The 25,299-nt window shown below is 51.8% G+C and carries 24 protein-coding genes and 5 pseudogenes; 13 read left to right on the top strand and 16 right to left on the bottom strand.

Annotated features, from left to right (window positions below):
• Positions 1-502 precede the first annotated feature (502 nt).
• Positions 503-1,114 (bottom strand): hypothetical protein, encoded by a 612-nt coding sequence (locus tag ACO0LN_RS11495; protein ID WP_422973807.1) that lies wholly within the window; start codon positions 1,112-1,114, stop codon positions 503-505.
• Between the two features lie 77 nt (positions 1,115-1,191).
• Between ACO0LN_RS11495 and ACO0LN_RS11490 the strand changes: the two are divergent.
• Both ACO0LN_RS11490 and ACO0LN_RS11485 read left to right on the top strand, forming a co-directional pair.
• Positions 1,192-1,328: pseudogene (locus ACO0LN_RS11490) on the top strand (IS30 family transposase); the annotation flags it as partial.
• A 9-nt stretch (positions 1,329-1,337) separates the two neighbouring features.
• Positions 1,338-1,937, top strand: coding sequence for an SMI1/KNR4 family protein (locus ACO0LN_RS11485; protein ID WP_422973805.1), 600 nt, complete (start codon positions 1,338-1,340; stop codon positions 1,935-1,937).
• A gap of 213 nt (positions 1,938-2,150) precedes the next feature.
• Here ACO0LN_RS11485 and ACO0LN_RS11480 read toward each other — a convergent pair whose 3' ends face one another.
• A complete protein-coding gene (locus ACO0LN_RS11480; RefSeq protein WP_422973803.1) occupies positions 2,151-2,393 on the bottom strand; it encodes a hypothetical protein in 243 nt (80 codons plus the stop codon).
• Here ACO0LN_RS11480 and ACO0LN_RS11475 point away from each other — a divergent pair.
• Positions 2,393-2,566, top strand: a pseudogene (locus ACO0LN_RS11475) (IS6 family transposase); the annotation flags it as partial. The gene ACO0LN_RS11480 and the pseudogene ACO0LN_RS11475 overlap by 1 nt on opposite strands.
• A 182-nt stretch (positions 2,567-2,748) precedes the next feature.
• On the opposite strand, the gene ACO0LN_RS11470 reads toward ACO0LN_RS11475, so the two are convergent.
• Positions 2,749-3,210 carry a cache domain-containing protein gene (locus tag ACO0LN_RS11470; RefSeq protein ID WP_422973801.1) on the bottom strand — a complete coding sequence of 154 codons (462 nt, stop codon included), beginning with the start codon at positions 3,208-3,210 and terminating at the stop codon, positions 2,749-2,751.
• A 234-nt stretch (positions 3,211-3,444) separates the two neighbouring features.
• On the opposite strand from ACO0LN_RS11470, the pseudogene ACO0LN_RS11465 reads away from it, so the two are divergent.
• Positions 3,445-3,651 (top strand): annotated as a pseudogene (locus ACO0LN_RS11465) (IS3 family transposase); the annotation flags it as partial.
• A gap of 249 nt (positions 3,652-3,900) precedes the next feature.
• Here ACO0LN_RS11465 and ACO0LN_RS11460 read toward each other — a convergent pair.
• The 6 genes and pseudogenes from ACO0LN_RS11460 to ACO0LN_RS11435 all read right to left on the bottom strand — a co-directional run bounded on the left by ACO0LN_RS11460 (position 3,901) and on the right by ACO0LN_RS11435 (position 7,677).
• On the bottom strand, positions 3,901-4,254 hold the full coding sequence (locus tag ACO0LN_RS11460) for a YkgJ family cysteine cluster protein (protein WP_422973799.1): 354 nt from the start codon (positions 4,252-4,254) through the stop codon (positions 3,901-3,903).
• 10 nt (positions 4,255-4,264) lie between these two features.
• Positions 4,265-5,014: pseudogene (locus tag ACO0LN_RS11455) on the bottom strand (phosphate acyltransferase); the annotation flags it as partial.
• Between the two features lie 12 nt (positions 5,015-5,026).
• Positions 5,027-5,227, bottom strand: a pseudogene (locus tag ACO0LN_RS11450) (hypothetical protein); the annotation flags it as partial.
• A gap of 207 nt (positions 5,228-5,434) precedes the next feature.
• A complete protein-coding gene (locus ACO0LN_RS11445; protein WP_422973797.1) occupies positions 5,435-6,025 on the bottom strand; it encodes a hypothetical protein in 591 nt (196 codons plus the stop codon).
• 87 nt (positions 6,026-6,112) lie between these two features.
• The gene (locus ACO0LN_RS11440) at positions 6,113-6,601 is read right to left on the bottom strand and encodes a hypothetical protein (protein ID WP_422973795.1); all 489 of its coding nucleotides are present in this window, start codon (positions 6,599-6,601) and stop codon (positions 6,113-6,115) included.
• A 176-nt stretch (positions 6,602-6,777) separates the two neighbouring features.
• Positions 6,778-7,677 carry a LysR family transcriptional regulator gene (locus ACO0LN_RS11435; RefSeq protein ID WP_422973793.1) on the bottom strand — a complete coding sequence of 300 codons (900 nt, stop codon included), beginning with the start codon at positions 7,675-7,677 and terminating at the stop codon, positions 6,778-6,780.
• Between the two features lie 261 nt (positions 7,678-7,938).
• Between ACO0LN_RS11435 and ACO0LN_RS11430 the strand changes: the two genes are divergently transcribed.
• Positions 7,939-8,937, top strand: coding sequence for a zinc-dependent alcohol dehydrogenase family protein (locus ACO0LN_RS11430; protein WP_422973791.1), 999 nt, complete (start codon positions 7,939-7,941; stop codon positions 8,935-8,937).
• A 37-nt stretch (positions 8,938-8,974) separates the two neighbouring features.
• Here ACO0LN_RS11430 and ACO0LN_RS11425 read toward each other — a convergent pair whose 3' ends face one another.
• The 3 genes from ACO0LN_RS11425 to ACO0LN_RS11415 all read right to left on the bottom strand — a co-directional run bounded on the left by ACO0LN_RS11425 (position 8,975) and on the right by ACO0LN_RS11415 (position 11,362).
• On the bottom strand, positions 8,975-9,739 hold the full coding sequence (locus ACO0LN_RS11425; protein WP_422973790.1) for a hypothetical protein: 765 nt from the start codon (positions 9,737-9,739) through the stop codon (positions 8,975-8,977).
• 77 nt (positions 9,740-9,816) lie between these two features.
• Entirely contained in the window at positions 9,817-10,983 is a 1,167-nt protein-coding gene (locus ACO0LN_RS11420; protein ID WP_422973788.1) for an energy transducer TonB, read from the bottom strand.
• A 10-nt stretch (positions 10,984-10,993) separates the two neighbouring features.
• A complete protein-coding gene (locus ACO0LN_RS11415; RefSeq protein WP_422973786.1) occupies positions 10,994-11,362 on the bottom strand; it encodes a hypothetical protein in 369 nt (122 codons plus the stop codon).
• Positions 11,363-11,836: 474 nt separating this feature from the next.
• On the opposite strand from ACO0LN_RS11415, the gene ACO0LN_RS11410 reads away from it, so the two are divergent.
• On the top strand, positions 11,837-12,283 hold the full coding sequence (locus tag ACO0LN_RS11410) for a CC0125/CC1285 family lipoprotein (RefSeq protein ID WP_422973784.1): 447 nt from the start codon (positions 11,837-11,839) through the stop codon (positions 12,281-12,283).
• The gene (locus ACO0LN_RS11405) at positions 12,280-12,705 is read left to right on the top strand and encodes a hypothetical protein (RefSeq protein WP_422973782.1); all 426 of its coding nucleotides are present in this window, start codon (positions 12,280-12,282) and stop codon (positions 12,703-12,705) included. The genes ACO0LN_RS11410 and ACO0LN_RS11405 overlap by 4 nt, the downstream gene beginning before the upstream one ends.
• A gap of 242 nt (positions 12,706-12,947) precedes the next feature.
• On the opposite strand, the gene ACO0LN_RS11400 is transcribed toward ACO0LN_RS11405, so the two are convergent.
• From ACO0LN_RS11400 to ACO0LN_RS11390, 3 genes are all read right to left on the bottom strand, one after another.
• Positions 12,948-14,576: a SulP family inorganic anion transporter gene (locus ACO0LN_RS11400; RefSeq protein WP_422973780.1), complete on the bottom strand. Its 1,629-nt coding sequence runs from the start codon at positions 14,574-14,576 to the stop codon at positions 12,948-12,950.
• Positions 14,577-15,040: 464 nt separating this feature from the next.
• Positions 15,041-15,484 (bottom strand): hypothetical protein, encoded by a 444-nt coding sequence (locus ACO0LN_RS11395; protein ID WP_422973778.1) that lies wholly within the window; start codon positions 15,482-15,484, stop codon positions 15,041-15,043.
• Positions 15,485-15,527: 43 nt separating this feature from the next.
• Positions 15,528-15,743, bottom strand: coding sequence for a hypothetical protein (locus ACO0LN_RS11390; protein WP_422973776.1), 216 nt, complete (start codon positions 15,741-15,743; stop codon positions 15,528-15,530).
• Between the two features lie 486 nt (positions 15,744-16,229).
• On the opposite strand from ACO0LN_RS11390, the gene ACO0LN_RS11385 reads away from it, so the two are divergent.
• Positions 16,230-17,231 carry a VirK/YbjX family protein gene (locus ACO0LN_RS11385; RefSeq protein ID WP_422973774.1) on the top strand — a complete coding sequence of 334 codons (1,002 nt, stop codon included), beginning with the start codon at positions 16,230-16,232 and terminating at the stop codon, positions 17,229-17,231.
• 172 nt (positions 17,232-17,403) lie between these two features.
• Here the strand turns inward: ACO0LN_RS11385 and ACO0LN_RS11380 are convergent, their stop codons facing one another.
• Positions 17,404-17,601: a hypothetical protein gene (locus ACO0LN_RS11380; protein WP_422973772.1), complete on the bottom strand. Its 198-nt coding sequence runs from the start codon at positions 17,599-17,601 to the stop codon at positions 17,404-17,406.
• Between ACO0LN_RS11380 and arr the strand changes: the two genes are divergently transcribed.
• The 5 genes from arr to ACO0LN_RS11355 all read left to right on the top strand — a co-directional run bounded on the left by arr (position 17,594) and on the right by ACO0LN_RS11355 (position 25,034).
• A complete protein-coding gene (arr, locus tag ACO0LN_RS11375) occupies positions 17,594-18,130 on the top strand; it encodes an NAD(+)--rifampin ADP-ribosyltransferase (protein WP_422973770.1) in 537 nt (178 codons plus the stop codon). The genes ACO0LN_RS11380 and arr overlap by 8 nt on opposite strands.
• Positions 18,105-18,278 (top strand): helix-turn-helix domain-containing protein, encoded by a 174-nt coding sequence (locus ACO0LN_RS11370; RefSeq protein WP_422973768.1) that lies wholly within the window; start codon positions 18,105-18,107, stop codon positions 18,276-18,278. Before arr ends, ACO0LN_RS11370 begins: the two co-directional genes overlap by 26 nt.
• Before the next feature lie 108 nt (positions 18,279-18,386).
• On the top strand, positions 18,387-22,511 hold the full coding sequence (locus ACO0LN_RS11365; protein ID WP_422973816.1) for a response regulator: 4,125 nt from the start codon (positions 18,387-18,389) through the stop codon (positions 22,509-22,511).
• A gap of 97 nt (positions 22,512-22,608) precedes the next feature.
• Positions 22,609-23,559 (top strand): diguanylate cyclase, encoded by a 951-nt coding sequence (locus tag ACO0LN_RS11360; RefSeq protein ID WP_422973766.1) that lies wholly within the window; start codon positions 22,609-22,611, stop codon positions 23,557-23,559.
• Between the two features lie 134 nt (positions 23,560-23,693).
• Positions 23,694-25,034: a HEAT repeat domain-containing protein gene (locus tag ACO0LN_RS11355; RefSeq protein WP_422973764.1), complete on the top strand. Its 1,341-nt coding sequence runs from the start codon at positions 23,694-23,696 to the stop codon at positions 25,032-25,034.
• Positions 25,035-25,299: the final 265 nt, after the last annotated feature.

Below are 25,299 nucleotides of genomic sequence, written 5' to 3'. Positions count from 1 at the left end.
CTGAAGAAGTTGGGGATGCAACTCCCCAATTCTTGATGAAAATCATGTTCAGCAGCACGTTTTATGCTTTGACTGGAACATGATTTTGTAACGGATGGAAATTAGAACTTAATCAGACGTTCCTTAATTTCTTCAAAAATTTAGAGCGACTATGTAAGCTTGGGGAAATAAAATTACCTTTGGCAGGTTTTTCACTGAGTGAAATTGATCGATATGAATCAGAAAATAGATCGTTCGACGAATATATAGCCTCACTTTATCAGGGGAATACGTAGGTACGATTAGCGCAAGCGTAATCGTACGCATGTGATGCCGGAAACAACGAAAGCTTACGAGCAAGCCCCACGTTCACCACGTATCTATTTCAGCATGAGGATTGGATCGGCGGGGTAATATTGGACGGAAATGACCGCTTACCAGTAAATAGCATTGCTACAACATCCGACCAACACCGTTAATTAACCCAGTGTTGCGCTTGATATATGAAGCCGCCCCGGGTAGGTCACGCCACATGCATTGTGTAGATCTCGGGTTCAGCTTCCAGCACACTGGTGAGCAGCGTCTGAATCTGCGCGTAGCGGGGCTGCGCTGAGATGGTTTTCGCCATGTCCGGTGGGCAGCGCTGCACATCAATGAATAATCCATATTGGCAGAGGCAGAGGTACATGACTTCCGCCATGGGCGGGTTTTCCCACCCTATCAATCTATTCCCTTCATTCGCGGCATCAATCACTAACTCCTGCAAAACGCGGGCCGGATGGGAGGGTTCCAGGGCCAGCTTGTAGCCATAATCCCCTTCGATTTTTGACCAATCGTAGAGATTCATTTCTAGAGTCACGGTGAGTTCCGGGTACGTCGCGTAGTGGGAAGCCACTTCGTCCAGCGTCTTGAATGCGCGGTTCTGAAATTTAATTTCGTGCTTTTGCTCAGCAAGCATCTCCTCTTCGTTTGTGCGGCTATCACCGATCAGATCGCACTTGAGCACTGAATCAGTCTTGGGTTCGAGCTGTTCCAGCAACACATAGCCCTCCCTGATCAATGCGCCCGTCAATGCCTTGAATTGCGCCACAGTTAAGGGTTCAGCATTCGGTCTGCCAAGAATTACTCCCGTCATTTGAAGTTCCTTTTCATTGAAGTCGCATCGCTGCCTTGTCTCGACGTATTGTAGGTGAAAAGTGACGGAGGTGGAAGCTGTACTCGCAAGACGAGCTCGATGCCATCGCACTGTCGCTCAATACACGCCCCCGAGCGAGGCTTAATTCTGGCTGGCTGATCGTCATCTATACTCGGCAATAGCATTGCTACAACATTCGACCGACGCTGTTAATCAGGTTTGCATGGGCATTTCCTCAGAACGGGGGAGTGAAGCGGGCCGAGCGTCGTACGGCGAAGGCACAATCTCCCGCCAGCCACAGCGCAACCGACGCTGCGACCAGGAACACCGGACACACCCAAAAAGCCAGAACGGCCGCAGCTTTTTCCCTTTTGCCCAATCTGGCGCAGGTGATGTTTTTTGCCTGACAGCGCATGAAGATGAGCATGAAGGTGAATGCGTTGTTGTCTATATCTGGCATGACTCAGACGCGCATACGATAGAGGCATTTTCATTTGCTGATTTTATTTATTCCAGGCTGGTCACGGCGATGACGGACATGAGTCACCTGCTTGATGACTTATCCAGTGTCGCCAACGCCAGGCTATGCCTGCTGGCCGATATACGCAGGCTGACGACTTACTTGCCCGCTGAAGATGCGATGCGTTTACAGGCTTATCTTGAACGCCCGGTGATCAAAGTTGAAGTGAGTTATGGCCGCCACACAGAGCGCGTGCCTTGCCTCATCACGGATGAAGACTACAAGCTGTTGATGCAAGGGAAGCGCGCAAGCGAGCGCTGGCCGGTCAATATCGTTGCCCGGTGGGATGTCCGGCCTGCGTAGGTACGATTAGTGTAACGTAATCGTACGCATGCAATGTCGATAGCAAGCAGTAATCGCCAGCTTCACTTGCACACCTTCTATGCATCCCAACGTGAGCATCATGGATGCCGATTCCATGTCATGGAACGGCCAGTGAGTCAGAGGCATCATGAAGAGTTACGGATCACCATGCGTACGATTACGTTGCACTAATCGTACCTACTACCAGGCCTCTCATTCATTCGATGTATTTCGTTCATCGACTTGAAAAAGCGGGAGTAGCAAAGCATTCCATAAGTTCACGCATTCTCTTTGGTAATCATTCAAATCTGATTTGTTCAAAAAATCGCTGATAACACGAGAAACCAGTTGGAACTCTTCTTTTGAAAGCTCATCAAAATGCATGAAATGTCCACCGCTTTGCTCAGTGATTTTATTGTATAAATTCAGATATTTCCCTTCCAACGCCTCGGACACGGGTGACCAGGCCGATGCTCAACTTCAAATCGATCCGGTGTGCCGGCTCCGTGCTCGCTGGCATCGAACTGATACACATGATCCGCAAGGGCCAGTTCGCAATCGACGGCGCCGATGCAATGTCGTTCGCCGACCAATTTTATGCGCTGGCAGGAATGGTCCGTCCCGTTTGAGCGCCGCAGTGCCGTTTCGGGGGAAATCCACCGTTTGATCAAACAATGCGACAGAACCTTTCATCTTCTGCCTTTACATAGTCAAGTCTATTTTACGTTACCTATGGCAGACTATTTTTCGGGGGAGGCTCACTTTACCAATAGCCTGCTAACCTACAAATCGAACTTGATAGTCGTCCCTATCATTTGTAAATTCCGACACCTAAAAAGTAATTGTCGATTTTTTCTATGTACGTCGATTTTTGATCCAAGGTTCTAGTAATCGGGTTGGGCCACTTGTATTCCACCCAACCTGAACCTTTTGTTTTCGCAATTTGCAACATTTCCTTCGTTAGAAGTTTGCCGTCACCGTCTTTAAAATCCATCATCGGTTTCCCTATAAGTTTAGGGTTAGCCGATGCCAGCATTGTGCCCTCCATGTCAAAAGCGATGACGTATAGATCCCGGTCATGAAATTGTTTATTAGATGGGTCATTAAAATCGGACAGAGCTTTCTCCTTGCCATTGACCTTGAAGTTGGCAATCGCTTTTTTCACCATAGCAATTGCCTGATCTGCCGTGCCCCGGTCATCTGCAAATGCAGCTATGTTGCAAAAAGACAGGGTAATAAAAAGAGTAAATGTCTGTAAGCTGATTCTTCTCATCGTAGTCTCCGACTGTTAGTTGACGCATTTGCATTTCAATAGAGCCCAAGCGGCAATTTTCTAATTTACAATGTCAGCTAGTGCAGCACCTTGTTAAGCAGGCTTATATTGCAGGTTAGTATAGAACAGCAATAAATTCAATTTATAGAGTCGTCACGCGAAGAAAATCGGTTAAAAACAACGTAAAAGTATCATTAAAAGGATGCAAGTTCGACGTTGATTTTAGTCTGCTAGATGGACCGCAAGGGCAATTGCTGGGACAACGCACCAACAGAAAGCTGGTTCAACAGTTTCAAGAACGAACGCATCCGCGGAAAACGCTATGCAACACATGCAGAAATGAAAGCAATCAGTTTCGAATATATCGAAGTCTTTTATAGTCGCAAGAGGCAACACTCAACACTAGGGTACCAATCACCAATCCAGTATCTGGAACAGTGACTTAGTGAGCAGCATCAGCAACAAATGGCAGCATAATTCCCATCCGATGGCGGACGAAATATCGAGGGAAGCTCATCTAGCCCAAAAAAGTTTTTTCTATCAGGTCAGCAAGGCGCTGGATAAGTGTTTTACCTCGTTGGAAATATTCTTAAAACCCCAATATACTTCACTGCACATTCGCCAAACTTCATGAGTAGTGAAGTAACGTTTTAAGGAAATGTCTTAAGAACTTTTCGCAGAAAAATTAGCTTAAACCAATACCTGTCGAGTGGATACGAAGAACGCTTGAATATCTGCTTCAACCAAAGGATCTATCATTTCAGCAGGCTGCCTGCCATGTGGACAGGGTAACCTAGGTGTTGTTCCGAATAGGCGGCAAATGAGTGGTCGATCATCATACACTGTACATCCTCCGCTTCCTAAATATGGGCAACTTAAATTAGTCAGCGCAGCATCATGCTCCGCTTCGCTTTTGACGGGAAGTGCGGAAATTTCATAAGAAGAAGTTGTCACTGGACCACAACAATCGTGGCAACCAGGTATACATTCAAATGAAGGAATGCGCCTTCTGAAAAATTTTACTTTCTGACTGATGTTTAGCATGCATTGCGTCTCAATTTTGGTCACGGTGTTTGGAAAGTGCATCGACTACGCAAAGGGTAGTCATATTCACGATTCGACGAACTGTTGCGGGCTCAGTTAGTCTATGCACGGGTTTTGCGCAGCCTAGCAAAATTGGCCCAATTGCAATACCATTGCTAGCTGTGGATTTGAGTAAGTTATAGGAAATATTGGCCGCATCAATATTCGGCTGTACAAGCAAATTGGCATCACTTTTTAAAGTTGAGTTCGAGATTGACTTCCTTAAAACATCAATGTCGAGCGCAGCGTCGCCGTGCATTTCGCCATCCACTTCCAGCTCCGGTGCAATGTCTCGAAGGATCGACCGCGTCTTTCTCATCTTGTTTGCCGATTCACTGTTGCTTGATCCAAAGTTTGAGTGTGACAGCAAAGCTATCTTCGGCGAAATGCCAACCCGTTGCAGTTCTTCTGCAGCAAGAAGTGGAATTTCCGCAAGTTGTTCTGCAGTCGGATTTTCATTTACATGGGTATCGACTAAAGTTATTTGGTGATTTGGGAGCAGCACAGTGCTCATCGCCGCATAGACATTGACGCCATCTCGTTTGCCGAGTACTTGATCGATGTAGTGGAGATGCAAACCGGTTGTTCCAAAAGTTCCACATATCATGCCGTCAGCATGTCCTTTATGAATCATCATGGCACCAATCAAGCTATGACGCTGGCGCATTTCAATTTTTGCGTACTGAATAGTGACACCTTTACGCATCGTCATTTTATCGAACACATCAATCCCGGCAAATTTTTTAAAAAGAACTGCTTTTCCTTCCACCGCCGGTTTAGCGGCAAGTGGGCCGATATTGCCTAATCCGAGTACTGCCGTTCCGTTCGTAATGGCACCAACTAGATTTCCACGTGCCGTGTATTTGAAAACGCTACTGGGATCCGAAACAATTTCCTCACAAGGGGAAGCGACACCAGGCGAATATCTACACATGCCTGACGCACGCCCTGGTGGGCGAATATGTAATGCAGCTCGCGCGGTTCGCTGAGAAAACCTGTGGGTGATTCTTTCTTTTTATTGAAGAACATGGTTGCTCTTTCTAAAATGGGCCGGGTTCAATCAAGAGTCGTGCCAGCATTGCACCAAAGCGCACTGCAAGCTAGGGGCAATATCATTTGAGCTGGCAACTGTATCTGGATTTTAGCCGGTCATCACTGCAATAAATTCCATGTGGCCAAATGCCACGGCAGGCTGCAGCTTTTGCAGCTTGTTTCCCTGGCTCTGCAGGCAGTTATACACGGCGTTGAAATTGCCGTTCTCCCAAAGTGGGTCAGCACATTCCGAACCAGAATAATAGCTGTCTGGAATAAAACAGGCACGGCTCGAAGACAGCGCGCTGGCAAACAGGCTGATGCTTGCGATCATCAGCTGCCTCCATTGTTCATCATTGCAAAATCTAGCCCAGCGGGTGCTGTCGTTAAAGACGACGGCGTCCTGACACAGTTCTGCGCGCCAGCCGTAGGGACCATTCAAGTAAAAATACGCTTGCGGTATGTCGTCACCGGCAAAGTTTTTCTTTGGGATGAATTCTGGCATTGTCCAGTTGGCGGTATAAACCTCTTTAAATTTTTCCAGATTCAAGGCCTTGAAACCAGCGTTAACGGGCACTTCATAGTGATCATGCCACAGTTCGCACATGTCTTCGTAGCTCGATTGCAAGGCAGCCAATACCGAAGCATGGGATGGCTCTTTCAGGCCTATATCAACGACTACTTGCAGATCAACTCCCATAGCCTTGCTCCATGCGATACTTGTTTGTGTTACCAGCTTGTACGGTGCGTTGCAACGCTACGTACAGTGAGACATCTTCCATCGCCACTACATATACAGCGTCTTATGATGCAAGTAATTGCGATAGACGATCTTGAATGCCTCGATATCGCGCTTGTCTGCCTGCAAGAGCAAATCGCGTACTTCGCATTCGTTGTCTTCGATTTTATAAACCCAGAAATCGAGTTTAACTTCTGGATGATCTTGCGAGACGATGGAGACACCTTTGCCGCCGCCGAGGAAATTGGAAAACAGATAGACCAGGAATTTGCCCTTGAGGATTTTCTTGTCTATCTTTAACTCATCGAGAACGCTGGCGGCTCTTTCTTCTGCGGGCGAGACATCCTGGCGGTGATCCGTATAGGTATTGAGAAATTGGCGCAAATGTCTGACCTCTGCGGTTTTATAGGTCTGGCCGTATTTGGCAAGTTGCTCTTGATTGAGCACGAGTTCTTTGGGTGCTTCTGTTTGTGCCTGGCTGGCCAGCGGTAGCAGGAACAGAGATAGCAGGAGTGGTAACAGGTGGCGCAATTGCATGAATGCTTTCTATGGCTTTTTTACCATTATAGTGCATGGCGGTCTATGGCAATGTACATTGCCTTAGGCATGCCGGAATCGCAGGCGGCGCATTGCAATGCGCCCTGCGTCACGGCTTTGATCTGGCGTCAGGTGCTGTCATCAGGTGCAATCCATCTGAATTCATTCAAGGTGACTCACACAGAATACGGCCTCAATACCTCTTCCAGAAATTCTACAAATACCCTGATCTTGGCGGCGCGGTGGTGTTTTTGCTGGAACAGCACAGATACATCCGGGCCGGGCATTGCCCAGTCTGACAGCACGGGCACTAGCAAGCCTTCGCGCAACGGGCCTGCTAATGAAATGGACATGTGCTGGATGATGCCTGCGCCTGCCTTGGCGCTTGCTATAAGGGATTCAACATGGTCCATGGCCAGTAATGGTGATGGCAGGTGTGAGAATTTTTCGTCACCTTTTTGAAACTGCCATGCCCTTAGCTGGCGCGAGTTGGGGCGCAAGAAACCCAGGCAGGGGTATTGTGCAAGTTCTTGCGGGTGTTGTGGCTGGCCATATCTGTCAATGAAAGCCGGGGCTGCGCAACAGAGGTAGCTGGTCTTGCACAGGCTTTTGGCGATGAGATTAGAGCTGGGCAGATCACCTATGCGCACGGCCACATCGACGCCCTCTTCCACCATGTCGATATTGCGGTCGCCAACGGTGATCTTGAGGCTGATGTCAGGGTAGGCAGCGATAAAGCGCGGCAGGGCCGGTGCAATGTAGAGGCGGCTGATAATGGCGGGCAGCTCTACGCGGATACTGCCAGCCGGTGCCTGGTTGGAATGCATGAGACTGGCCTCAAGCTCATCCATATCACCGAGTAATTGCAAGGCCTGTTCATAACAATGCCGCCCTTCATCGGTCAGCGACATGCTGCGCGTGCTGCGGTTCAGCAGTTTGATGTTGAAGTGTTTTTCCAGTGCGGCGATCTGGTTGGTGACGGAAGAAGTGGACATGCCCAGCATGTCGGCAGCACGGCTGAAGCCACCGAGTTCAACCACACGGCAAAACACTTTTAATGCATCAAGTTTGTCCAATTTGCATACTCCCGTGTTTTCTCCCCAGCGCAATGTCTGCATTCTAGCATCGCCATCAGCCGGCCTTGCGCGCTGGAGCATGCGCATTATGCAGTTTTTCAGAAAACTGCATTGCGGCCAGGCCCGTTTATCTGGCTTGAGTGCGGGGATAGACTGTTTTCACTGGAGACGCGGGGCCATGCAAGACAAAGCGAGGCAGACGGCGTCGTCGTCCAGATTGTCAACAGACTACTTTAATTCTACATTTCAGGAGAAAACATCATGGCAAACAACACTATGCAGGCACTGGTACTGGACAACTTTGGCTCACCTTTGGTCATGCGCGAAATAGCCCGCCCGCAGGCTGGCGCAGGCGAAGTGCTGGTGCGCATCCATACCAGCGGCGTTAACCCGCTGGATATCAAAATCCGCGCTGGCAAGGCCGCCCACGCAAAACCTGTCTTGCCCGCCATTTTGGGCATAGACATGGCAGGAGTAGTAGAAGCTGTTGGTGCAGGCGTCAGCGGTTTTAGCCCTGGCGACACTGTGTATGGTATGACGGGTGGCATAGCGGGTGTGCCAGGTTCATTGGCACAGTATGCGGCAGTGGATGCGCGCTTGCTGGCACATCAGGCGACAAACTTTAGCATGCGTGAAGCGGCTGCCCTGCCCCTGATTTTTATCACCGCATGGGAAGGGCTGGTAGATCGCGCCAAGGTGCAGCCAGGGCAAAAAGTCTTGATACACGGAGGTGCCGGTGGAGTTGGTCACATGGCCGTGCAACTGGCCAGGGCACTGGATGCTGAAGTCTATGCCACAGGCAGCGCCGCGCAAAAAGACATTATAGAAAGCTATGGTGCAACGGCGATTGATTACCAGGCCAGCAGCGTGGCCGACTATGTGCAGCAATATACAAACGGTGTGGGTTTTGATGTGGTTTATGACACCGTCGGCGGCGCTACCCTGGATGCCTCGTTCGCAGCCGTGCGCACTTACGGCGGCCATGTCGTCAGTTGTCTGGGCTGGGGCACGCATGCGCTGGCACCGCTGTCTTTCAACGCCGCGACTTATTCTGGCGTATTCACGCTGCTACCGCTGATCACTGGCCAGCAGCGCCTGCACCATGGCGACATCCTGCGTGAAGCCGCCAGACTGGCTGATGCTGGTAAACTTAAAGTGAGGCTGGATGAACGTGTATTTGATTTGTACACCGCGATGGAGGCACAGCAATTGCTCGAAGATGGGCAGGCACAGGGCAAGGTGGTGATCAATGTCGCCTGATGCCGGGTGCTGCAAAACTGCCCACTGCCAGATTCATTCAGCTGGCAGTTTTGGCCTTGGAAGTAACCGCGTTCTTGCGGAAATAGGCACTCCCCATCCAGCCCATTGCCAGAAGCCAGAATCCAACCGAACCTGCATACGAAAAATACCAAGATAAGAACAGGGCAATAACCAGCATGGCCGATGCCGCAGCACAATTGGCATTGACGGTGCGGTTAGAGGGGAAGCAGAACCACAGTGCCCAGCCAGCCATGATGATGAGGAAAGGACCAGAGATGGCGAGGTCCAGCAACCCACGCACATTGCTGATAAAAAGCTCAGGCGCACCCAAGCGCACCCATAGCCAGGGCGTACCAAGGAAAGTGATAGCCGCCACGGAATAAATCAGGCCCCAGTTTCTACCGGAGCTCACTTTTACCGCAGGCTCATCCCCGGCACTGCCAGACTGTTTGAACGTCTCGCCTCTTAAAGTCTGCACGAGCAAAAAGCCGGCAAACATGATGAGAAAGCCAGGTGTCTGTTTAAACATGGCAAAAGTATTGAGCAGAAAACCTATGGTCAAGAATGAAGCCCCGGCACCGATGATGACTTTTTCTGTCCTGTATTTTGGTATGCTGAGAAAAACGGTCCAGCCAAGTATGGTCAGCAGATAGATGGAAGCATGCAGAAAATTCTGCAATCCACGAAAGCCATACATAAAATAATCTGTCTGAAAAAAATAGTACCAGATCGGTGGTAGCCAGACAGACAGTGTCAACAACCAGGCGATGAGCAGGACTTGTTTGTGCTTTGATATCTGCATCAGGGTATCTTATTTTCCAGCGCCACATTGTGGAGCGAATGAGGTTCAAAATTCATGCTTGATTGTTGGCATAAGCGCTACGCGCAGCTTGCTAGCTGGGCCTCTTGTGGCAGCAGTTTATCTTCAAATCCCAGTCTATAAAATATCACGCGCACCTCGGTAGCACGGCCTGTGGATTTGCATTTGGAAAAACCAGGAAAAGGACCACTACGGCGGGCGATGCTGAGGGCAGCAAGGTCGAGCTCATGGTTGCCTGAGGATGTTTCAAGTTTGATGCCCTCTCCTTTTACATAGATGGATCCATCTTCCTTGATGGGAATCGAGACATAGGCCTGACCCTGGAGTTTTTTGTCTTGTCCGGATGGGAAGTTACTGATGATATAGCTGTCGATTTTCTGGCTCACAGCCTGGTAGTAACTGGCCAGCTCGCTATCAATGGTCGTGGGGGTGACATAGATTTTTTTGACTTTGCGGGAGAAAAAGGCGGCTCTTAATTTATTGTTCTTTTGAATCGACTCAGCATTCATCAATACCTGCCAGAATGGCAAAAATAGCAAACTCACACCAAAAAACTCTGGGTCAGCCTGAAAAAACACCGCCATCGCAAGCAAGGAAGCTGCCGCGCCAGAACTGGTGTTGAATGTGCGTTTTGCAGGGAAGGATAACAACACTGCCCAATAGCCCATGATGCCTAGCAAAGGGGCGGCCACAACGATATCTTGCAGGCTACGCATGCTGCGAAGAAAAAAATCCTGCCCGCTCAAGAGTTTCCAAAGCCAGGGCATGGCGAGCAAGATGACACTTACCCAGACAGGCAAGGTGCTGTATCCTTTCTGCAAAGGCGCTTTACTGGCGACCTGATCAGGTTTGGCCGCCATGTTATCCTGCTGTTTAACTTCAGCGCCTGTCACGCTAAACAATAGCGCAAACCCGGCCAACAGCAAAATAAGGCTGCCGGCCATGGACAAACTGGCATAAGTTTGCAACAGCAAGCCCAGGGTCAGAAATGAACTCGCAGCACCAATAATGTTTTTCTCAGTCCTGAACTTGGGTATCGATAAAATGACAGACCAGGCAAGGATGAGCAGCAAGTAATGCACTGAGTCACCAAAGTCCCGCATTCCATAAACGCCGGAGAAAAAGTAAGCTGTCTGGAAAAAATAATGCCTGGCAGGTGGCAACCAGACGAGTAATGTCAATGCCCAGACTGTAAAAAGGACTTGTTTTTGTTTTGGGGTCGTCATCGCAAGATTTTTATTTTCCATCATCAGGTTCGGGCTCTTCCCTTACCATGCTTAACAGGATCATCCCCGAAAACAGGATGACGAAACCGCCTGTATGGTGAAAAATTTCATAATAAATGAGCACAAAGCCCAGGCTCATCAGAGAACTGCCTGCACCGATGATGTTTTTCAGCGTCCTGGTTTTGGGTATTGAGAGAAGCGTGGCCCAGCAAAAAATAATCAACAGGAAAGGGGCTGACAACTTGAAATTTTGCAGCCCACGAAAATTCCCCAGGAAATAATCCGTCTGAAAAAAATAGAACCAGATCGGTGGCAACCAGACGAATATGGTCAGGCACCAGACTGTGAGGAGAATTGATCTGGTTTTGTTTTGCAGCATGGGCTTCCTTATATGGCAATGCTGACGATCACGCATGCTTGCCATCTTACCATTATTCACATGATTCTTATAGTCAGCCTGATCACATACGCATCATAGCAAATGCTCTGCCCGTAGGAGCGGCTTCAGCCGCGAATGTCTGCCACGCCACAAAGGTTCGCGGAGAAAGCCGCTCCTACAAGCACTACAAGCAGCAAGTGCTCAGCATGCTGGATAGCTACCAGCTTGTCACTGTCGGCAGAACAGATATTTTGCAGCACCTGCGCGGCATCCTTTGTTAGAATGGCTGGCTTTTTTTATTGATGGTGGCTCAGGTGTCGCTGGAGCTTCACGCTGCCTTGCTTTGTTGACAGTAATCTGGCCGCCTCCAGATGATGGGAACTGTCGCCAACAAATCTGGCCGGGTGAAGTGTCTGACGGCGCTGAATTGCTGTGCATGCCCTGCTCATCTCTCATTTTCCAACAGGTGTACATTTGCATAATAAATTCTTTGGACTGATCGCGATGTCAGTCTTGTTGTCGGCCACATTAAGTGGCTGTGCGACGCCCTATGGCGATGCAAGAAATCCCATTACCGGATGGACCGGTGGCTATTACGAAAGCAAGGGCCCCGGAGAGTTGATCAAGGTGATTTTTGCTGGCAACGGCATCATTAAAACCGACACAGTCAGCGTCTATCTCTTGTACCGCTGTGCTGAAATTGCCCAGCGTGAAGGCAAACCTTATTTTGCGTTTTACCAGAATCTGCCTGACGCCGTGCTGGATAGAAAAAGCAGCAGCAAAGCAGCCTCGACGGTAGGCAGGAAGCCAACGGACTACGCCTATATCCTGCTGTCCCAGGAGGACAAGCCTGGCTATTTGTCAGCCAGTGCAGTGATGAGCAGTCTTGCGATACACGTCAAACCGGAGGGCGGGAAATGAAAACGACAGCAATTATCCTGCTAGGCCTGGTGACAGCAATTTCTGGCTGCGCGACAGATTATTCCATAAAAACTGGTGCGCCTACGGCCCGCCTGAATTTATCCACATCGCAATTCAAGACAGTTTGCGCTGAAGGCAAGCTGTTCAACCTGAGGACAGATGCCAATAATATTGCCCTGGTCGAAGCGGGTAAGCGTATTACTGTGCGGGGCGGTTTTTACAATTATGTGTATGGCGGCGTATCAACGTCGTGCACGGCCAGCTCCAGTTTTGTCCCGAAAGAAAACGGCGAATATTTCCTGGATTTTCAGGTTGAGTCTGAGCACTGCTCGTCCATCATTTATCAGGTGACGAACAAAGGCCCTACTGGCCTGGCTTGGGAATCAAGTTTGCAGCCATCAAGAGAGTGTCGCGCGAAATAAGCGACTGCGTGGCGAAGCAGAGTATATCTACAGCCATCAAGTGGTGCGTTGAAACTCACCTTGCCGGGCTGGAGTCTATACACTCTTTACCCGCAATTTCCGTGACGCAGGGCGCATTCCAATGCACCCTACTTTACGTCTGCGTTTTGGCAGTCAGTATTGTTGTACTGGTGTGTTCTCTATTTTCTTTCCGGTGTCTGATGCCCGGTGCGCATGGCGCACCATACTGGCCTGGCATCTCTTCAATCTTTTTCCACATACACTTCCCGCGCCATGGTGACGACGTCATCGACGCTGAGTTCACTGAAACTGCCTGTGTGCAGATGAGGGATGGCGGCTCTCTCCAGCACGACGCGGGCGCTGGATTTGAGGCGGGCGAACATCAGGTGTTTTTTCTGCAGATACAAGGCGGCGCAAAAGTCGGTGATGGCTTCTATGCTGGTGCTGTCGAGGTCAGGTGATTCTTCCAGGCTCATGACGATGACCTTTGCGTCACTGGCAACGGCATATTGCCGGGCCAGTGCCATGGTACGTTCGGCATTGCCAAAGAATAGCGCCATCTCTGGGCGCAGGATGAGTACGCCGGGGATGATCTTGGCTCCAGGATAATTGACGAGGCTGACAAAGTCATGTCCGTCGTTCAGGCGGCCAAGCACGCTGACATTGGCCTCAGCCAGCCTGCGCAACAGCATCAGCAGGCTAAAGCCTATGGCAACCAGCAAGCCATCGAGCACGCCGAGCAAGAGCACGGCAACGACGGCAGCCAAGGCAACAAACCTGTCGCGGTGCAGTTTGAAGTAGGCATAGAACACAGAGGGCCGCAAGGAATGGCTAACTGCGTGGATGACGATGGCCGCCAGCACAGGCACCGGGGTCAGCGCGATGACAGGTAATAGCGTGAGGACGATGAGCAGCAATACAGCGGCTGCCGCCCAGCCAGCAAGCTTGCTGCGGCCACCATAACTTTCATTGGCTGCCGTGGCAGAAAACCCTGCCCCTACAGGCAAACCATGGAACAGGCCAGAGAACAGGTTGGCAACGCCCAGGGCCAGCAAGTCACGGTTGGGGCTGACACTGTCACCGTGGCGCAGCGCAAAATTGCGGATGGAGCTGTAGGATTCGGCATACAGTATCAGCAGCATGGCGATACCGAGCTCACCTATGCGCAGCCACTGCACATAGGTCATGGTGGGCAGGCTGGGTACCTGCAACTGCAGATCAATGGCACCCACCACCTCCACGCCGAGTTGCGCGAGGTCCAGCGCCTGCCCTGCGGCAATGCCCATGGCCAGCACCACCAGGCCAGCTGGCATATAGACAATACGTGCCAGACCATATAAAAGCAGCAGGGCCAGCATGGCAAGGCCGAGTGAAGGCCAGTTCCACTGTGCAAACTGGGAGAGCAAGTGATAAATAAAGCGCGGCATGTCGGTGCTGTGCACCTGCACTCCAACGATGTGGGCAAACTGTTTGATGACGATGACAATTGCCAGGCCAAAGGCAAAGCCGCGCAACACTGGCCGGGCAATGAAGTCAGAAATGCTGCCCAGCCTGGCCGCACTCGCCAGCATGAAAAATGCCCCTGTCATGATGACCAGCCCGGTCGCCACCAGCATGCGCAAACCCGCGTCGCCATTGGCCATGGCCGCCGACGCCGAGGCCAGCACCGCCGCCGATGATGAAGTGGCCGCGACGATGGCAAAACGGCTGCTGCCTATCAACCCATAACAAAGCAAACCGGCAAACACGGCAACGATGCCTGCCTGTGGCGGCAGGTTGGCGATGCTGGAATAGGCAACGGCTTCTGGCAGCAGCAGGCCAGCCAGCGACAAACCGGCGATAATGTCAGACCAGGCCCAGGTTTTGTTCATGTTGTTTGGGGTGATAGTGAGTTGCGCACGCGCATGAAATTGAATAAACGATTTATCTTTTTATAGCATCTAGTATACGCTGCGGGAGACGGGCATGCGATGGGCGTGGGAAATAAGGCGAGAATAAGCAGTTTGACGGCTAAGCCGTATGTGCCGACGCCAGCGTCAGGCTTGTTTTTTGCTGCGCCGATTCAATAATTTCAGAGTTAACAGAGAAAAAGCCAGCGCTGCAAACAAGATGAGTCCACTGCTCCACGAAAAGAAAATTTCAAAAAACAAATGATAAACAAAACATAGCAAGAGCATGCTCGCGCACACAATTTCGGCTATTTTTTTCATGGCATCCAAAATGTCAGCTTTAATTTCACGACAAATTTCAATAATAGTGCACGGCCATTAAGGACAGTAAAACCTGGCAAGCACCAGCCTCATCATGGCTGGGCGCCAGCTTAACTCTGCATCAATCAGGCTCGGCGTTTTTGCCCCTTGCCAGGGGCAGGCTCAGTGGCACCATCTATATCCATGGCCCTGTTGGCTGCAAGTTCGTAGGCTTTCTGATCTATTGTCTGCCTGTAGGTATTCAACAAGGCCCCCCCAATCACCATCACGAACAGGCCGCCAGTATTCTGGAACATCTCATAGTATTGCATTAACAAGCCCATCGTAAAAAGTGAGCCGCCTGCACTGAGAACCATGCCCCAGGTTCTGGTCTTTGGCAGCGTAAGCAACACCGCATAGGCCAGTATGATGAATAAAATAGGTGCAGAAACTGCAAAATTTTGCAGGCCGCGCATATTTTTGAAAAAGAAATCTGTCTGAAAAAAATATTGCCAGACTGGCGGCAGCCACGTCACGATAGTCAGGTACCAGATGGCGATTAGCGTTTCTTTGGTTTTGGGTATCTGCATTGCAGGATTCTTTAATTTCAATTGATGGCATGGATAGCCATAGCTACTGACTACGCTCAGCATCCTCCGGTTCTATCCCGACCAGCTTCAAAGCCAGCACGGCAAGGCCAAGTACGATGGCCACAATGATATCCGCTATCTTGCCCGAATAGGGCAGCAGGAAGATGCTGTAAAAGATGCAGGCCAGGATGATGGTAATACAAACACCCACAATCATCGTCCTGATGATTGCTGCATTGCCTGCGGGAGGTTTGCCCATGTCAATCGCGCCTTGTTAAGAGCTGAATCTAAGAGCTGAATCTAAGAGCTGGATTGTACTGCGTGCCTGCATTCCATATTTTACTTTGTATTGGCAAAAAGTATTTTTTACTTCGCAATTTATATTTCCTATCGGCAATAAGTCTGCGCAATGCAAAGGCTATAGGCGCATGGCGGTATGGCGTCCGGCTTTTACAATCATTTTCAGTCACAGACAACAGATTGTGTCTGCACTTGCAGGTAAAAACTGCATGGATCAGTCATGCAAAAACTGGCACCAATTGCAACATAACGTTACAAAGCAAAATATCTGCACCGAAAATCGGCTAACTTCGTCTTTTTTATTTTCTAAAATCGGCAAAATTTCCATATGGAAATTATCCGTATTTGTTAATTTCTCTTAACTCCTGACAAAGTGATGACAAATTGACGACAAAATTAAGTTTGCTAATATATTCCCATATCTGATACATTGAGTTACATTGATATGCAGTGCGAAACAAATGGTGCGATTGTGAATATATTGAACTGGCGTGAACTATGGACTGCAGGCAGGGTACTGGAGGCTATTGATACAAAGAAGTTGCATGAGTCAGGCAGTTTGATGGCAAGCCTGCGCTGGGCCCTGCATGTGCGCCTGGCGGATGACAACACCAGCTTCAAGAGCAAATTCCTGTTCCTGTTGCGCAGCAGCTTGCGCCCTCAGGTGAGCTTGCGCTGGTTTCATTTCCTGCATCAGACCTATTTGCAAAAGGCCACGCCTGGCGATATCGCCTTGCTGGACGCCATACACCGCCCTTTCTTTGATCGCCAGATTTGCTGCGTGTCGCGCCTGCGCTTGTTGCGCAATCATTTCCATTTGTCCGCCCAGTTGTTTGGCAAACGCCGCGCCCAGGACATGCTGGCTGGCAGTGACTTTACCCTGGCCACACTGGTGGGCAAGGATGAGCAGCATTACCGTATCAGCCTGTTCCGCAGCTGCGCCTTTAAACGTGAAGGTGGCTTGAGCCTGGGCCTGTTCCAGGGCAACCAGTTGCTGCAATGCCTGAGCTTTTCTTTTGACCGCAAGGACCACCAGTTGATCATCAGAGTGGGCGGCCTGCAGTCATGCAAGCAGAATGCGCGTGAGACCATGCGCGCCTGTACCAAGAGCCTGTTTGGCATACAGCCACGCCTCTTGCTGATCGAAGCCTTGCGCAGTCTGGCACGTGAACTGCACTGTGCAGGCATAGAATGCATCGCCAAGAAAAACCATATTTACCAATCCTGGCGCTACCGCTTCAGCAAAACCATCAAGGCAGAATACGACAGCCTGTGGCAGGCAGCCGGTGCCTGCGCGCAAGCGAATGGCAATTACCTGCTGCCGCTGGCGAGTGAAGATGTGCCACTGTCAGAGCGCCCGTCCAACAAGCGCAGCGAATACCGTGCACGCGATGGCCTGACCACGAGCATGCGCGAGGGGATCAGGCGCAGCCTGGTGAGTGCCTGAACCTGGCTTGTACGCGGCAAATACGTCTTGCTCTTTCAAGCGCACGCCCATATCTCGCAGGAGCGGCTTCAGCCGCGAATGACTTTTACCGCTATCTGTTCACGGCTAAGGCCGCTCCTACGGTTGCAATCGCCGTGACTTAGGGCGCATTGTAATGCGCCGCATGAAATCTTCACGTCTCAAAGCAAATCACTTTTGCCGTGCGCAGCGTACACATGCGGCGCAATACATTGCGCCCTGCATCACGGCCAGGTTCAGGGGACGATGGTTTGCAGCAATCAGATGCGGGTACACTACCCAGCATCAGGTGCACTCCTCCACCACCATCCGAAACACGCCACCAGCACAAATTGGAGATATTGATGAGCAATGCATCAATGGCAAATTCTGGCCCCACCAGCAGCAACAGCGACACAGCCGATCTGCGTGCGCAGACGCTTTACCACGGCACCAGGGCTGACCTGCAGGTGGGTGATCTCATCGCACCGGTTTACCGTTCGAACTATGGCAAGCGCAAGAAGGCGACGTACGTATATCTGAGCGCGGCCCTGGATGCTGCCACCTGGGGTGCAGAGCTGGCAGTCGGTGACGGCCCCGGCCGGATTTATATTGTGGAAGTAATGGGCGAAATTTTCGATGACACGAATCTGACGGACAAGAAATTCCCTGGCAATCCGACAAAATCGTACCGCAGCCGCGAGCCATTGAAAGTCGTTGGCGAGGTCATGGACCGGCAAGCAAAGAAAAAGCTTCTATGGACAAGTGTTTCAACCACTGTCTCCAGCAGAAGAATTACAGGCGCGGGGCACATTGGCAGCAGAGCTGGCGGCAGAACCGGCCATGCCGGTTCCGGCTGTCATCAGGAAAATACGTATGAGTCTGCGCCTGACCATTGCTGAATATGCACGGCTTTGCGGGGTGTCGGCCCGGACTTTGCAAGACATAGAGCGTGAAGTATCCAGCCCCAGTCTGAGTACGGCAGACAAGCAGTTGCGTCCCGTAGGGATGAGCGTGGGCGCAGTACAAAAACCGCTGCTGCACCAATAAACCACATTCTTGCACTGTCATGCTGTAATTATCACAAAAAAATCGGGTAAACTTAGCCAGACCAATCCCAGCCCGCTTTACGCTGCCCACAACCGGAGAACATGCTTGATGACAGCCCAGCAGCATCCCATGTCTGCCGCCAGGGTATTGCTCCCGGCCTGCCTGTGGTTCTTTGTGCTGGCGGTGGCGGGCATGTGGCTCACACGGGGCGACAACCAGGTGTCAATACTGTGGTTTGCCAATGCACTGGCAGTGGCTTATATGCACGGCCAGGGGCGCACCCGGCAATTGCAGATACTGGTGCTGACCATGGTGGCCAGCCTGGCAGCCAATCTGCTGACGGGCAATAATCTGGCAGTAGCTACCCTGTTCACCCTTGCCAATGCGGTAGAGGTGGTGCTGGTCAGCTATACCATACGGCATGCGGGTCTGGCCCAGGGTTTTGAGCATTCCAGCAGCGATATGTTGAAGCTGATCTTGCTGGGCTTTTTATTACCCTGCGCCTGCAGTGCCACGCTGGCGGCAGCGCTGGCAGCCTGGGTTGGCCTGGGTGACTTTGAACTGATCTTCACTGGCTGGTATGTGTCGGCCTCACTGGGCCTGATCCTGATTTACCCGCTGGTACGCAGGATGCGGCTGGAAGCAGCACCCACCTGGGCCACCCGCATCAACTGGGAACGCTTTGCCCGTTATGCCTTACCTATCCTGGTGCTGGTGGTGATCACGCTGCTGTACCTGCCGCTGCCCTTCCTGTACATCCTGGTGGCACTGACCTTTGCTACCCACAGGCTCAATTTTGATGAAGCACATCTGCTGACGGTGCTGGCCATCACCTGCCTGGGGCTGATGCTGAGCCTGGGCCATGTGCTGCCGCTGGGTGGGGTGGCGCGCTGGCAGTTACTGTTTGTCTATCTGCCCATCCTGATTACCTCGGTGCCGCCGATGCTGATGGCAGCAGCGCGCAATGAGAACCTGATCAAAGATGCCGAGAGACAGCGGTTTTCTGAAGAGCTGCAAAAGAGCCAGCAATCGCTGCAATCCACCATCGACCACATGCCTGCGATGATAGGTTATTGGGACCAGCAATTGCATAACCGTTTTGCCAATGCTGCCTATGAAAAATGGTTCAGGCTCAAGCCTGATCAGATACGCGGCATGCATATCCGCGATGTGGTAGGGCCGGAAATATATGAACAAAACTCTGCACACATGCAAGCTGCGCTGGCTGGGGAAGCGCGTATTTTTGAGCGCTCCGTCGTTGACGCCGAGGGCAAGCTGCACAATGCCCTGACCCATTACACCCCGCACATAGTCAAAGGCAAGGTGCAGGGGTTTTATGTTTTTGCATCCGATATCACACCATTAAAAGAAGCACAACTTCAAGAAAACCGCGCCTTGGCCAAATTTGCCAGCGTCGTCGAAGCAGCCAGTGAATTTGCCATTATCACCACCGATTTGGTGGGCACGATCACTCTCTTTAGCAAGGGCGCAGAGCGTATGCTGGGCTATGGTGAAGATGAGCTGGTGAATCTGCACACCCCTGCCATACTCCATCTCCAGGAAGAAGTCAGCACCATCGGCGAGCAACTCACCGCAGAACTGGGCTACCCCGTAGAGGGTTTTGAGGTCTTTGTCGCCAAGGCCAGACGTGGCTTGCCACAAAGCCAGCAGTGGACCTATATCAGCAAGCAGGGCCAGCATATTCCGGTGAACCTGGTGATCAACAGCATCCATGACGAGCATCAGCAAACCATAGGCTTTTTGGGTATTGCAACCGACATCAGCCGCCAGAAACAACTGGAGACCTCGATGATCAGCGCGCGCGACCAGGCCGAAATGGCCAGCCGCACCAAATCAGAATTCCTGGCCAATATGAGCCATGAAATCCGCACGCCGATGAATGCGGTGCTGGGCATGAGTTACCTGCTGGGCAAGACAGACCTGAGTTCTACCCAGCGCCATTATCTGCAGATGATACGTTCGTCCGGCCAGTCACTGCTAGGCATACTGAATGACATACTCGATATCTCGAAGATAGAAGCAGGCCGCATAGAATTGTCGCCTACCCGCTTTTATCTCAAGGACGTGCTCAGTGCACTGGCCAATATGATGTCGGTCAATGTCGGTGAAAAGCAGCTGGAATTATCGATGGGCATAGACACTGACGTGCCCAAGGAGCTGATTGGTGATGCCTTGCGCCTGCAACAGGTGCTCATCAACATCATCGGCAATGCCATCAAGTTTACGGCCAATGGTGAAGTCTCATTGCTGGTGCAACAGGCTGAGCCGGTTCCGGGCAGTGAGCAGGATACAGACAATTTGCTGATACAGTTCATCATCCGTGACACTGGCATAGGCATGTCGGCAGAGCAGATCAGCCGCCTGTTCAATGCCTTTGAGCAGGCCGATGCCTCGACCTCACGCCGCTTTGGCGGCACTGGTCTGGGCCTGGCAATCTCGAAGCGCTTTGTCGATCTGATGGGTGGCGATATCCGCGTCAACAGCCAGGAAGGTACAGGCACAGAATTCATCGTCAGCGTGCCCATGCAGACCGCGCCGCCCCTCGAAGGCTATCCGCCAGAAAACGCCAGCACTGCCTCGGGCAATAACCAGGCCAGGAAAATCCTGGTCGTTGATGACAATGCCACCAGCCGCAGCTATATCGCCAAGACCATAGAAGCCTGGGGCTGGCATGCCGACACTGCCAGCACCGGCGAGCAGGCCCTGCAAAAAGTGCGCGAACACCTGGCCGACCAACCTGCGGCAGAAGATGAATACTGCGCCATCCTGATAGACTGGCACATGCCGGGCCAGGATGGCCTGAGCACCCTGGCCGCCATCAAGGACATGCAGACCAGCCAGCGCATCCCCCTGATTTTGATGAGCAGCGCCTATGACCGCAGCGCCCTGCAGATGGAAGACAAGCCAGGTGCGCCCGATGCCGTGCTGCTCAAACCAGTGACCGGCTCCAGCCTGTATGATGTATTGCAAGAGACCAGCCTGCACCTGCACCATGGTGCCCCGGCACTGTCTGCTACACTGGCTGCAGCAAACCCGCATAATGAACAAACCATGAACAATAGCAGCTCACCCGCCAGGACAGGCACAGGCAGCTTCAGCGGCAAACACATACTGCTGGTGGAAGACAATTATTTCAACCAGATCGTCGCCACCAAGATACTCGAACAAACCGGGGCCAGCATCAAGGTCGCCAACAATGGCAGTGAAGCAGTCGAGATTTTCAAGATCGCAGAAGAGCAGTTTGACCTCGTCCTCATGGACGTGCAAATGCCCATCATGGATGGCTGGACAGCCACCGAAATCCTGCGCAAGGAACTGGCCCTGCCCATCCCCATCCTGGCCATGACTGCCGGTGTCATGACGGCAGAGCGCGAACACTGCCTGGCCGCTGGCATGAATGACGTCATCTCCAAACCCATAGACATAGACCAGATGCTGGGCGTGCTGGCACACTACCTGTCGGCAGAACAGCCAGCACAGGCTGGCGGCGCAAGGGCTGCACTGGCCCCGATCACGCCTGCCAGTACGGCAGCGGCCAGCTCAGTGCCGGCGACAAGAACAGAACCACGGCCAGAGCCTGGGCCAGCCCCCCTACCCGGCCAGGTGGCAACACCAGCTGCCAGCGGCGTCTTTGATCCCGCCAGGATCATGGCGCTGGCCAAGGGCAACCCTGCCCTCGTCAACACCCTGGCAGGCGTGATACAGAACATGATCAACCACGCCCGGCAGGATTTTGACCAGGCCGTCAGCCACTGGCAGCAAGGAGATGTCCAACAAGCCGCACGCACCCTGCATACCATGCGCGGCAGCATAGGTACGCTCGGTGCCAGGGACTTTGCCGCGGCTGCACTGACACTGGAAAACGCCATTAACCAGCAAAACCAGCAAGACCAGCAACGCGTCCCTGACCTGATCAGCCATGCCGACCAGCAGCTCAGCATGACGATTTCCAGCGTGCAGGCATGGCTCAATGAACAAATGGCCAGCAAAACTGAAGCTGACGATGGTGCCAGCCCGATCAAGTCTGGCGAACTGCAGGAATTAAAAAACCTGCTCCAGACCCAGAACATGCGTGCCAGCACCCGTTACCAGGAACTGCAAGCCGGCCTGCAACAACACCTGTCCGGCGAGCGCCGCCAGGCCATGCAGGCCGCCATGCTGGACCTGGACTTTGTCACCGCCCTCAGGCTGCTCGACGAGATAAAGGTGTAAATTTTGCAATACGGCAAAATCCGTTTGCGTTCGCCAGCACAAATGCTATGCTGACGAGATATTCAAGTAGCCAAAAACTCCAGCAACACGTATAAACATGCCCCTGACAAAAACTCTGGACAACCTGACAGAAAAACTTGAGTTCGCAGCGTACAGGCCGCGCATACTCATCGTTGATGACCAGGTCATCAATATCCAGGCATTGCACCAGATTTTTGCCAGCGACCATGAAGTCTTCATGGCCACCAGCGGCCAGAGCGCCCTCGATTTTTGCAGGAAAACCCCGCCCGACCTGATCCTGCTCGACATCATGATGCCTGACATGGATGGTCTCGAAGTCTGCGCCCAGCTCAAGCATGAAGAACTAACAGCCGACATCCCGGTATTGTTTGTCACCGCCCAGAACGACGCCAGCGAAGAATCACGTGCCCTCATGGCTGGCGGCATGGATTTCATCAGCAAACCTGTCAACCCCGACGTCGTGCGCGCCCGCGTGCACACCCATGTCACCCTCAAGCTGCAACGCGACCTGCTCAAAAAACTGGTGTTCACCGACCCGCTGACAGGTCTTGCCAACCGTCGCAACTTTGACCAGGCCATCGCCAGGGAATGGCGGCATTGCCAGCGCAACGGCAAATCCCTGGCCGTGCTGATGATAGACATAGACAGCTTCAAGCAGTACAACGACACCTATGGTCACCAGCAGGGTGATACCTGCCTGGCAGCCGTGGCAGCCTGCCTGCAGGCAGGCTTCCGACGCCCGCATGATATCGTCGCCCGCTACGGTGGCGAAGAATTCATCTGCCTCATGCCTGAATGCGAACTGCAGAGTGCCATCAGCAAGGCCGCAACCATGCTGCGCGCCATCACCGACCAGGCCATCCCGCACAGTTCAACCAAGGTCGCAGAAAGCGACACCATCACCTTCAGCATAGGCGTAGCCGCCGTCGTACCCGGCGACCAGCACACCATCGATGAACTCATCGCCAGGGCAGACCAGAAACTGTACGAAGCCAAACAGGCGGGGCGTAACCGGGTGGGGGCTTAGGCGCATTTATTGGGGTGACATGCCCCCATATCCCGCCATATCTCCCTCAGAGTCGCGCACAGTGCAAGCCTGCTGATCTGAAAGACGTCCTCTCTGCTGGCGAATATAGTTGCACCTACCCTCACTTTTATCTCATGCAATTCCTTCACCGCCTGCTCATCGCCACTGCAAGCCTGCTCCTGCTACCTGGCTGCGACAAGAAAATCGACACCAGTGTTGAAACACCTGATATCAGTTCTATCGCAGGTCTCAGGAAGGTACCGGATATCAAACCGAGCGTTGATGTGAGCCTGCCCGATGCAGATGCCAACCTGTCTGAGTTGTTTTCAAGGCTGGACAAGCAGTTCTCCAAAAACAATATCCAGCCGTCAGCGCCCATTTCTGATCAGGAGATCACGGCCCTGGAGCAGCAACTACCGTGCAAGCTGCCACCGATCTTGAGAGCGATGTACCGCTGGCACAATGGCATCCCGGATTTCATCCCCATGTATGAATTGCTGCCACTGGATAAGGTGGTGGAACAATACAAGCTGATCAAACGCATAGACAAGGAAGTCGGCTGGCAGGAAGGCGAAGGCTGGCCCCTGCATTTCTTGCCGGTTTTGCAGTTTGATGGCAAAGAACATATTGCCCTGGACTGCAAAACCTCAGACCGCACGCCTCTGTTCCATTACTTTGTCGAAGATGGCACACCCGGAGCCCGGTACCGTGGCCCTGGTCATCTGCTGCAAGTAACGCTGAGTTCTTATGAATCAGGCGCATACAAACGCGAGTTTGAGCATATGGAAGTTGATACCCTTGCAGAAGCCAGGGCATTTCGCCAGCATGCCTTTGCAAGCGAGCTGCAAACCATGGAAGACAAATGGGTGAAGACAAAGAAATTCCTGACGACAGCCAAAGGAGAAAACTTCAGGGCGATGGTCAGCTCCATGGCCCCTGACGAACGCGCCATTCCTTTACTCATAAACAAGTTGCATGATGCAGACCCAGAAGAGATCGTTGATATCTGCCACGCATTTGGCAGTTTTAAGTCAGAAGCAACGAGACCCGCACTAAATGACTTACTCAAACACAAATCACCGCTGGCACGCAATTTTGCAGCCAGCGCCTTATCAAAACTGAGAGGCCCGCAAAGCCAGGCTGAAACAGACACCCTGCTGAGCTTGCTGGAAGACAGTGACAAGCTGGTACAGCTCAGCGCTATCGAGGCGTTGAAACATGCCAAATCCTATCGCGCCATCGATACACTGATTGATAAACTGCATCGCAGCAAGCCAGGGATGCAGGTCTATATTATTGACACATTAACCGACATAGGCGACAGACGCGCCTTGCCTGCATTAAAAGAACTGCAGGCCAGTTTTCCTGCAAAACTAGATAACACGCGATACGGCCGCACCCGTGGCGGTGATCCCTCACCTGCAGATTTCAAATCAAGCGTCGATGAGGCGATCAGGCGATTCGGGCAACACTGAATTTTTTTTAATATGCCCGAACAAAAAACTCCCAAATAGAATGTGGCATCATCATTGAGCGCATTAGCTTGAATTACCCACATCACCGCCATAGGATGTAGATAAATCATCACAATGTTAACTCTATCTCAACTAGGTCAAACATTGATAAATCATAGTTTCTGCATGGAAACTCAATATGAAGCGGTGCTATGATATTGGCACACTGAAAGTGTAATGAAATAAGCGCCGGGAAAATTTCCCCAAACCTGAAACGACAGCCCGG

Source organism: Undibacterium sp. TC9W, from assembly GCF_049339865.1.
Classification (GTDB): Bacteria; Pseudomonadota; Gammaproteobacteria; order Burkholderiales; family Burkholderiaceae_D; genus Undibacterium.
Note: the sequence above shows the minus strand (reverse complement) of the source record. Positions and strands in the feature narration are given on the sequence as shown.

Coding starts and splice junctions, on each gene's coding strand:
- ACO0LN_RS11495 (WP_422973807.1), bottom strand. CDS start 1,114: ATGACGGGAGTAATTCTTGGCAGACCGAATGCTGAACCCTTAACTGTG.
- ACO0LN_RS11485 (WP_422973805.1), top strand. CDS start 1,338: ATGGGCATTTCCTCAGAACGGGGGAGTGAAGCGGGCCGAGCGTCGTAC.
- ACO0LN_RS11470 (WP_422973801.1), bottom strand. CDS start 3,210: ATGAGAAGAATCAGCTTACAGACATTTACTCTTTTTATTACCCTGTCT.
- ACO0LN_RS11460 (WP_422973799.1), bottom strand. CDS start 4,254: ATGCTAAACATCAGTCAGAAAGTAAAATTTTTCAGAAGGCGCATTCCT.
- ACO0LN_RS11445 (WP_422973797.1), bottom strand. CDS start 6,025: ATGGGAGTTGATCTGCAAGTAGTCGTTGATATAGGCCTGAAAGAGCCA.
- ACO0LN_RS11440 (WP_422973795.1), bottom strand. CDS start 6,601: ATGCAATTGCGCCACCTGTTACCACTCCTGCTATCTCTGTTCCTGCTA.
- ACO0LN_RS11430 (WP_422973791.1), top strand. CDS start 7,939: ATGGCAAACAACACTATGCAGGCACTGGTACTGGACAACTTTGGCTCA.
- ACO0LN_RS11425 (WP_422973790.1), bottom strand. CDS start 9,739: ATGCAGATATCAAAGCACAAACAAGTCCTGCTCATCGCCTGGTTGTTG.
- ACO0LN_RS11420 (WP_422973788.1), bottom strand. CDS start 10,983: ATGACGACCCCAAAACAAAAACAAGTCCTTTTTACAGTCTGGGCATTG.
- ACO0LN_RS11415 (WP_422973786.1), bottom strand. CDS start 11,362: ATGCTGCAAAACAAAACCAGATCAATTCTCCTCACAGTCTGGTGCCTG.
- ACO0LN_RS11405 (WP_422973782.1), top strand. CDS start 12,280: ATGAAAACGACAGCAATTATCCTGCTAGGCCTGGTGACAGCAATTTCT.
- ACO0LN_RS11400 (WP_422973780.1), bottom strand. CDS start 14,576: ATGAACAAAACCTGGGCCTGGTCTGACATTATCGCCGGTTTGTCGCTG.
- ACO0LN_RS11395 (WP_422973778.1), bottom strand. CDS start 15,484: ATGCAGATACCCAAAACCAAAGAAACGCTAATCGCCATCTGGTACCTG.
- ACO0LN_RS11390 (WP_422973776.1), bottom strand. CDS start 15,743: ATGGGCAAACCTCCCGCAGGCAATGCAGCAATCATCAGGACGATGATT.
- ACO0LN_RS11385 (WP_422973774.1), top strand. CDS start 16,230: ATGCAGTGCGAAACAAATGGTGCGATTGTGAATATATTGAACTGGCGT.
- arr (WP_422973770.1), top strand. CDS start 17,594: ATGAGCAATGCATCAATGGCAAATTCTGGCCCCACCAGCAGCAACAGC.
- ACO0LN_RS11370 (WP_422973768.1), top strand. CDS start 18,105: ATGAGTCTGCGCCTGACCATTGCTGAATATGCACGGCTTTGCGGGGTG.
- ACO0LN_RS11365 (WP_422973816.1), top strand. CDS start 18,387: ATGACAGCCCAGCAGCATCCCATGTCTGCCGCCAGGGTATTGCTCCCG.
- ACO0LN_RS11360 (WP_422973766.1), top strand. CDS start 22,609: ATGCCCCTGACAAAAACTCTGGACAACCTGACAGAAAAACTTGAGTTC.
- ACO0LN_RS11355 (WP_422973764.1), top strand. CDS start 23,694: ATGCAATTCCTTCACCGCCTGCTCATCGCCACTGCAAGCCTGCTCCTG.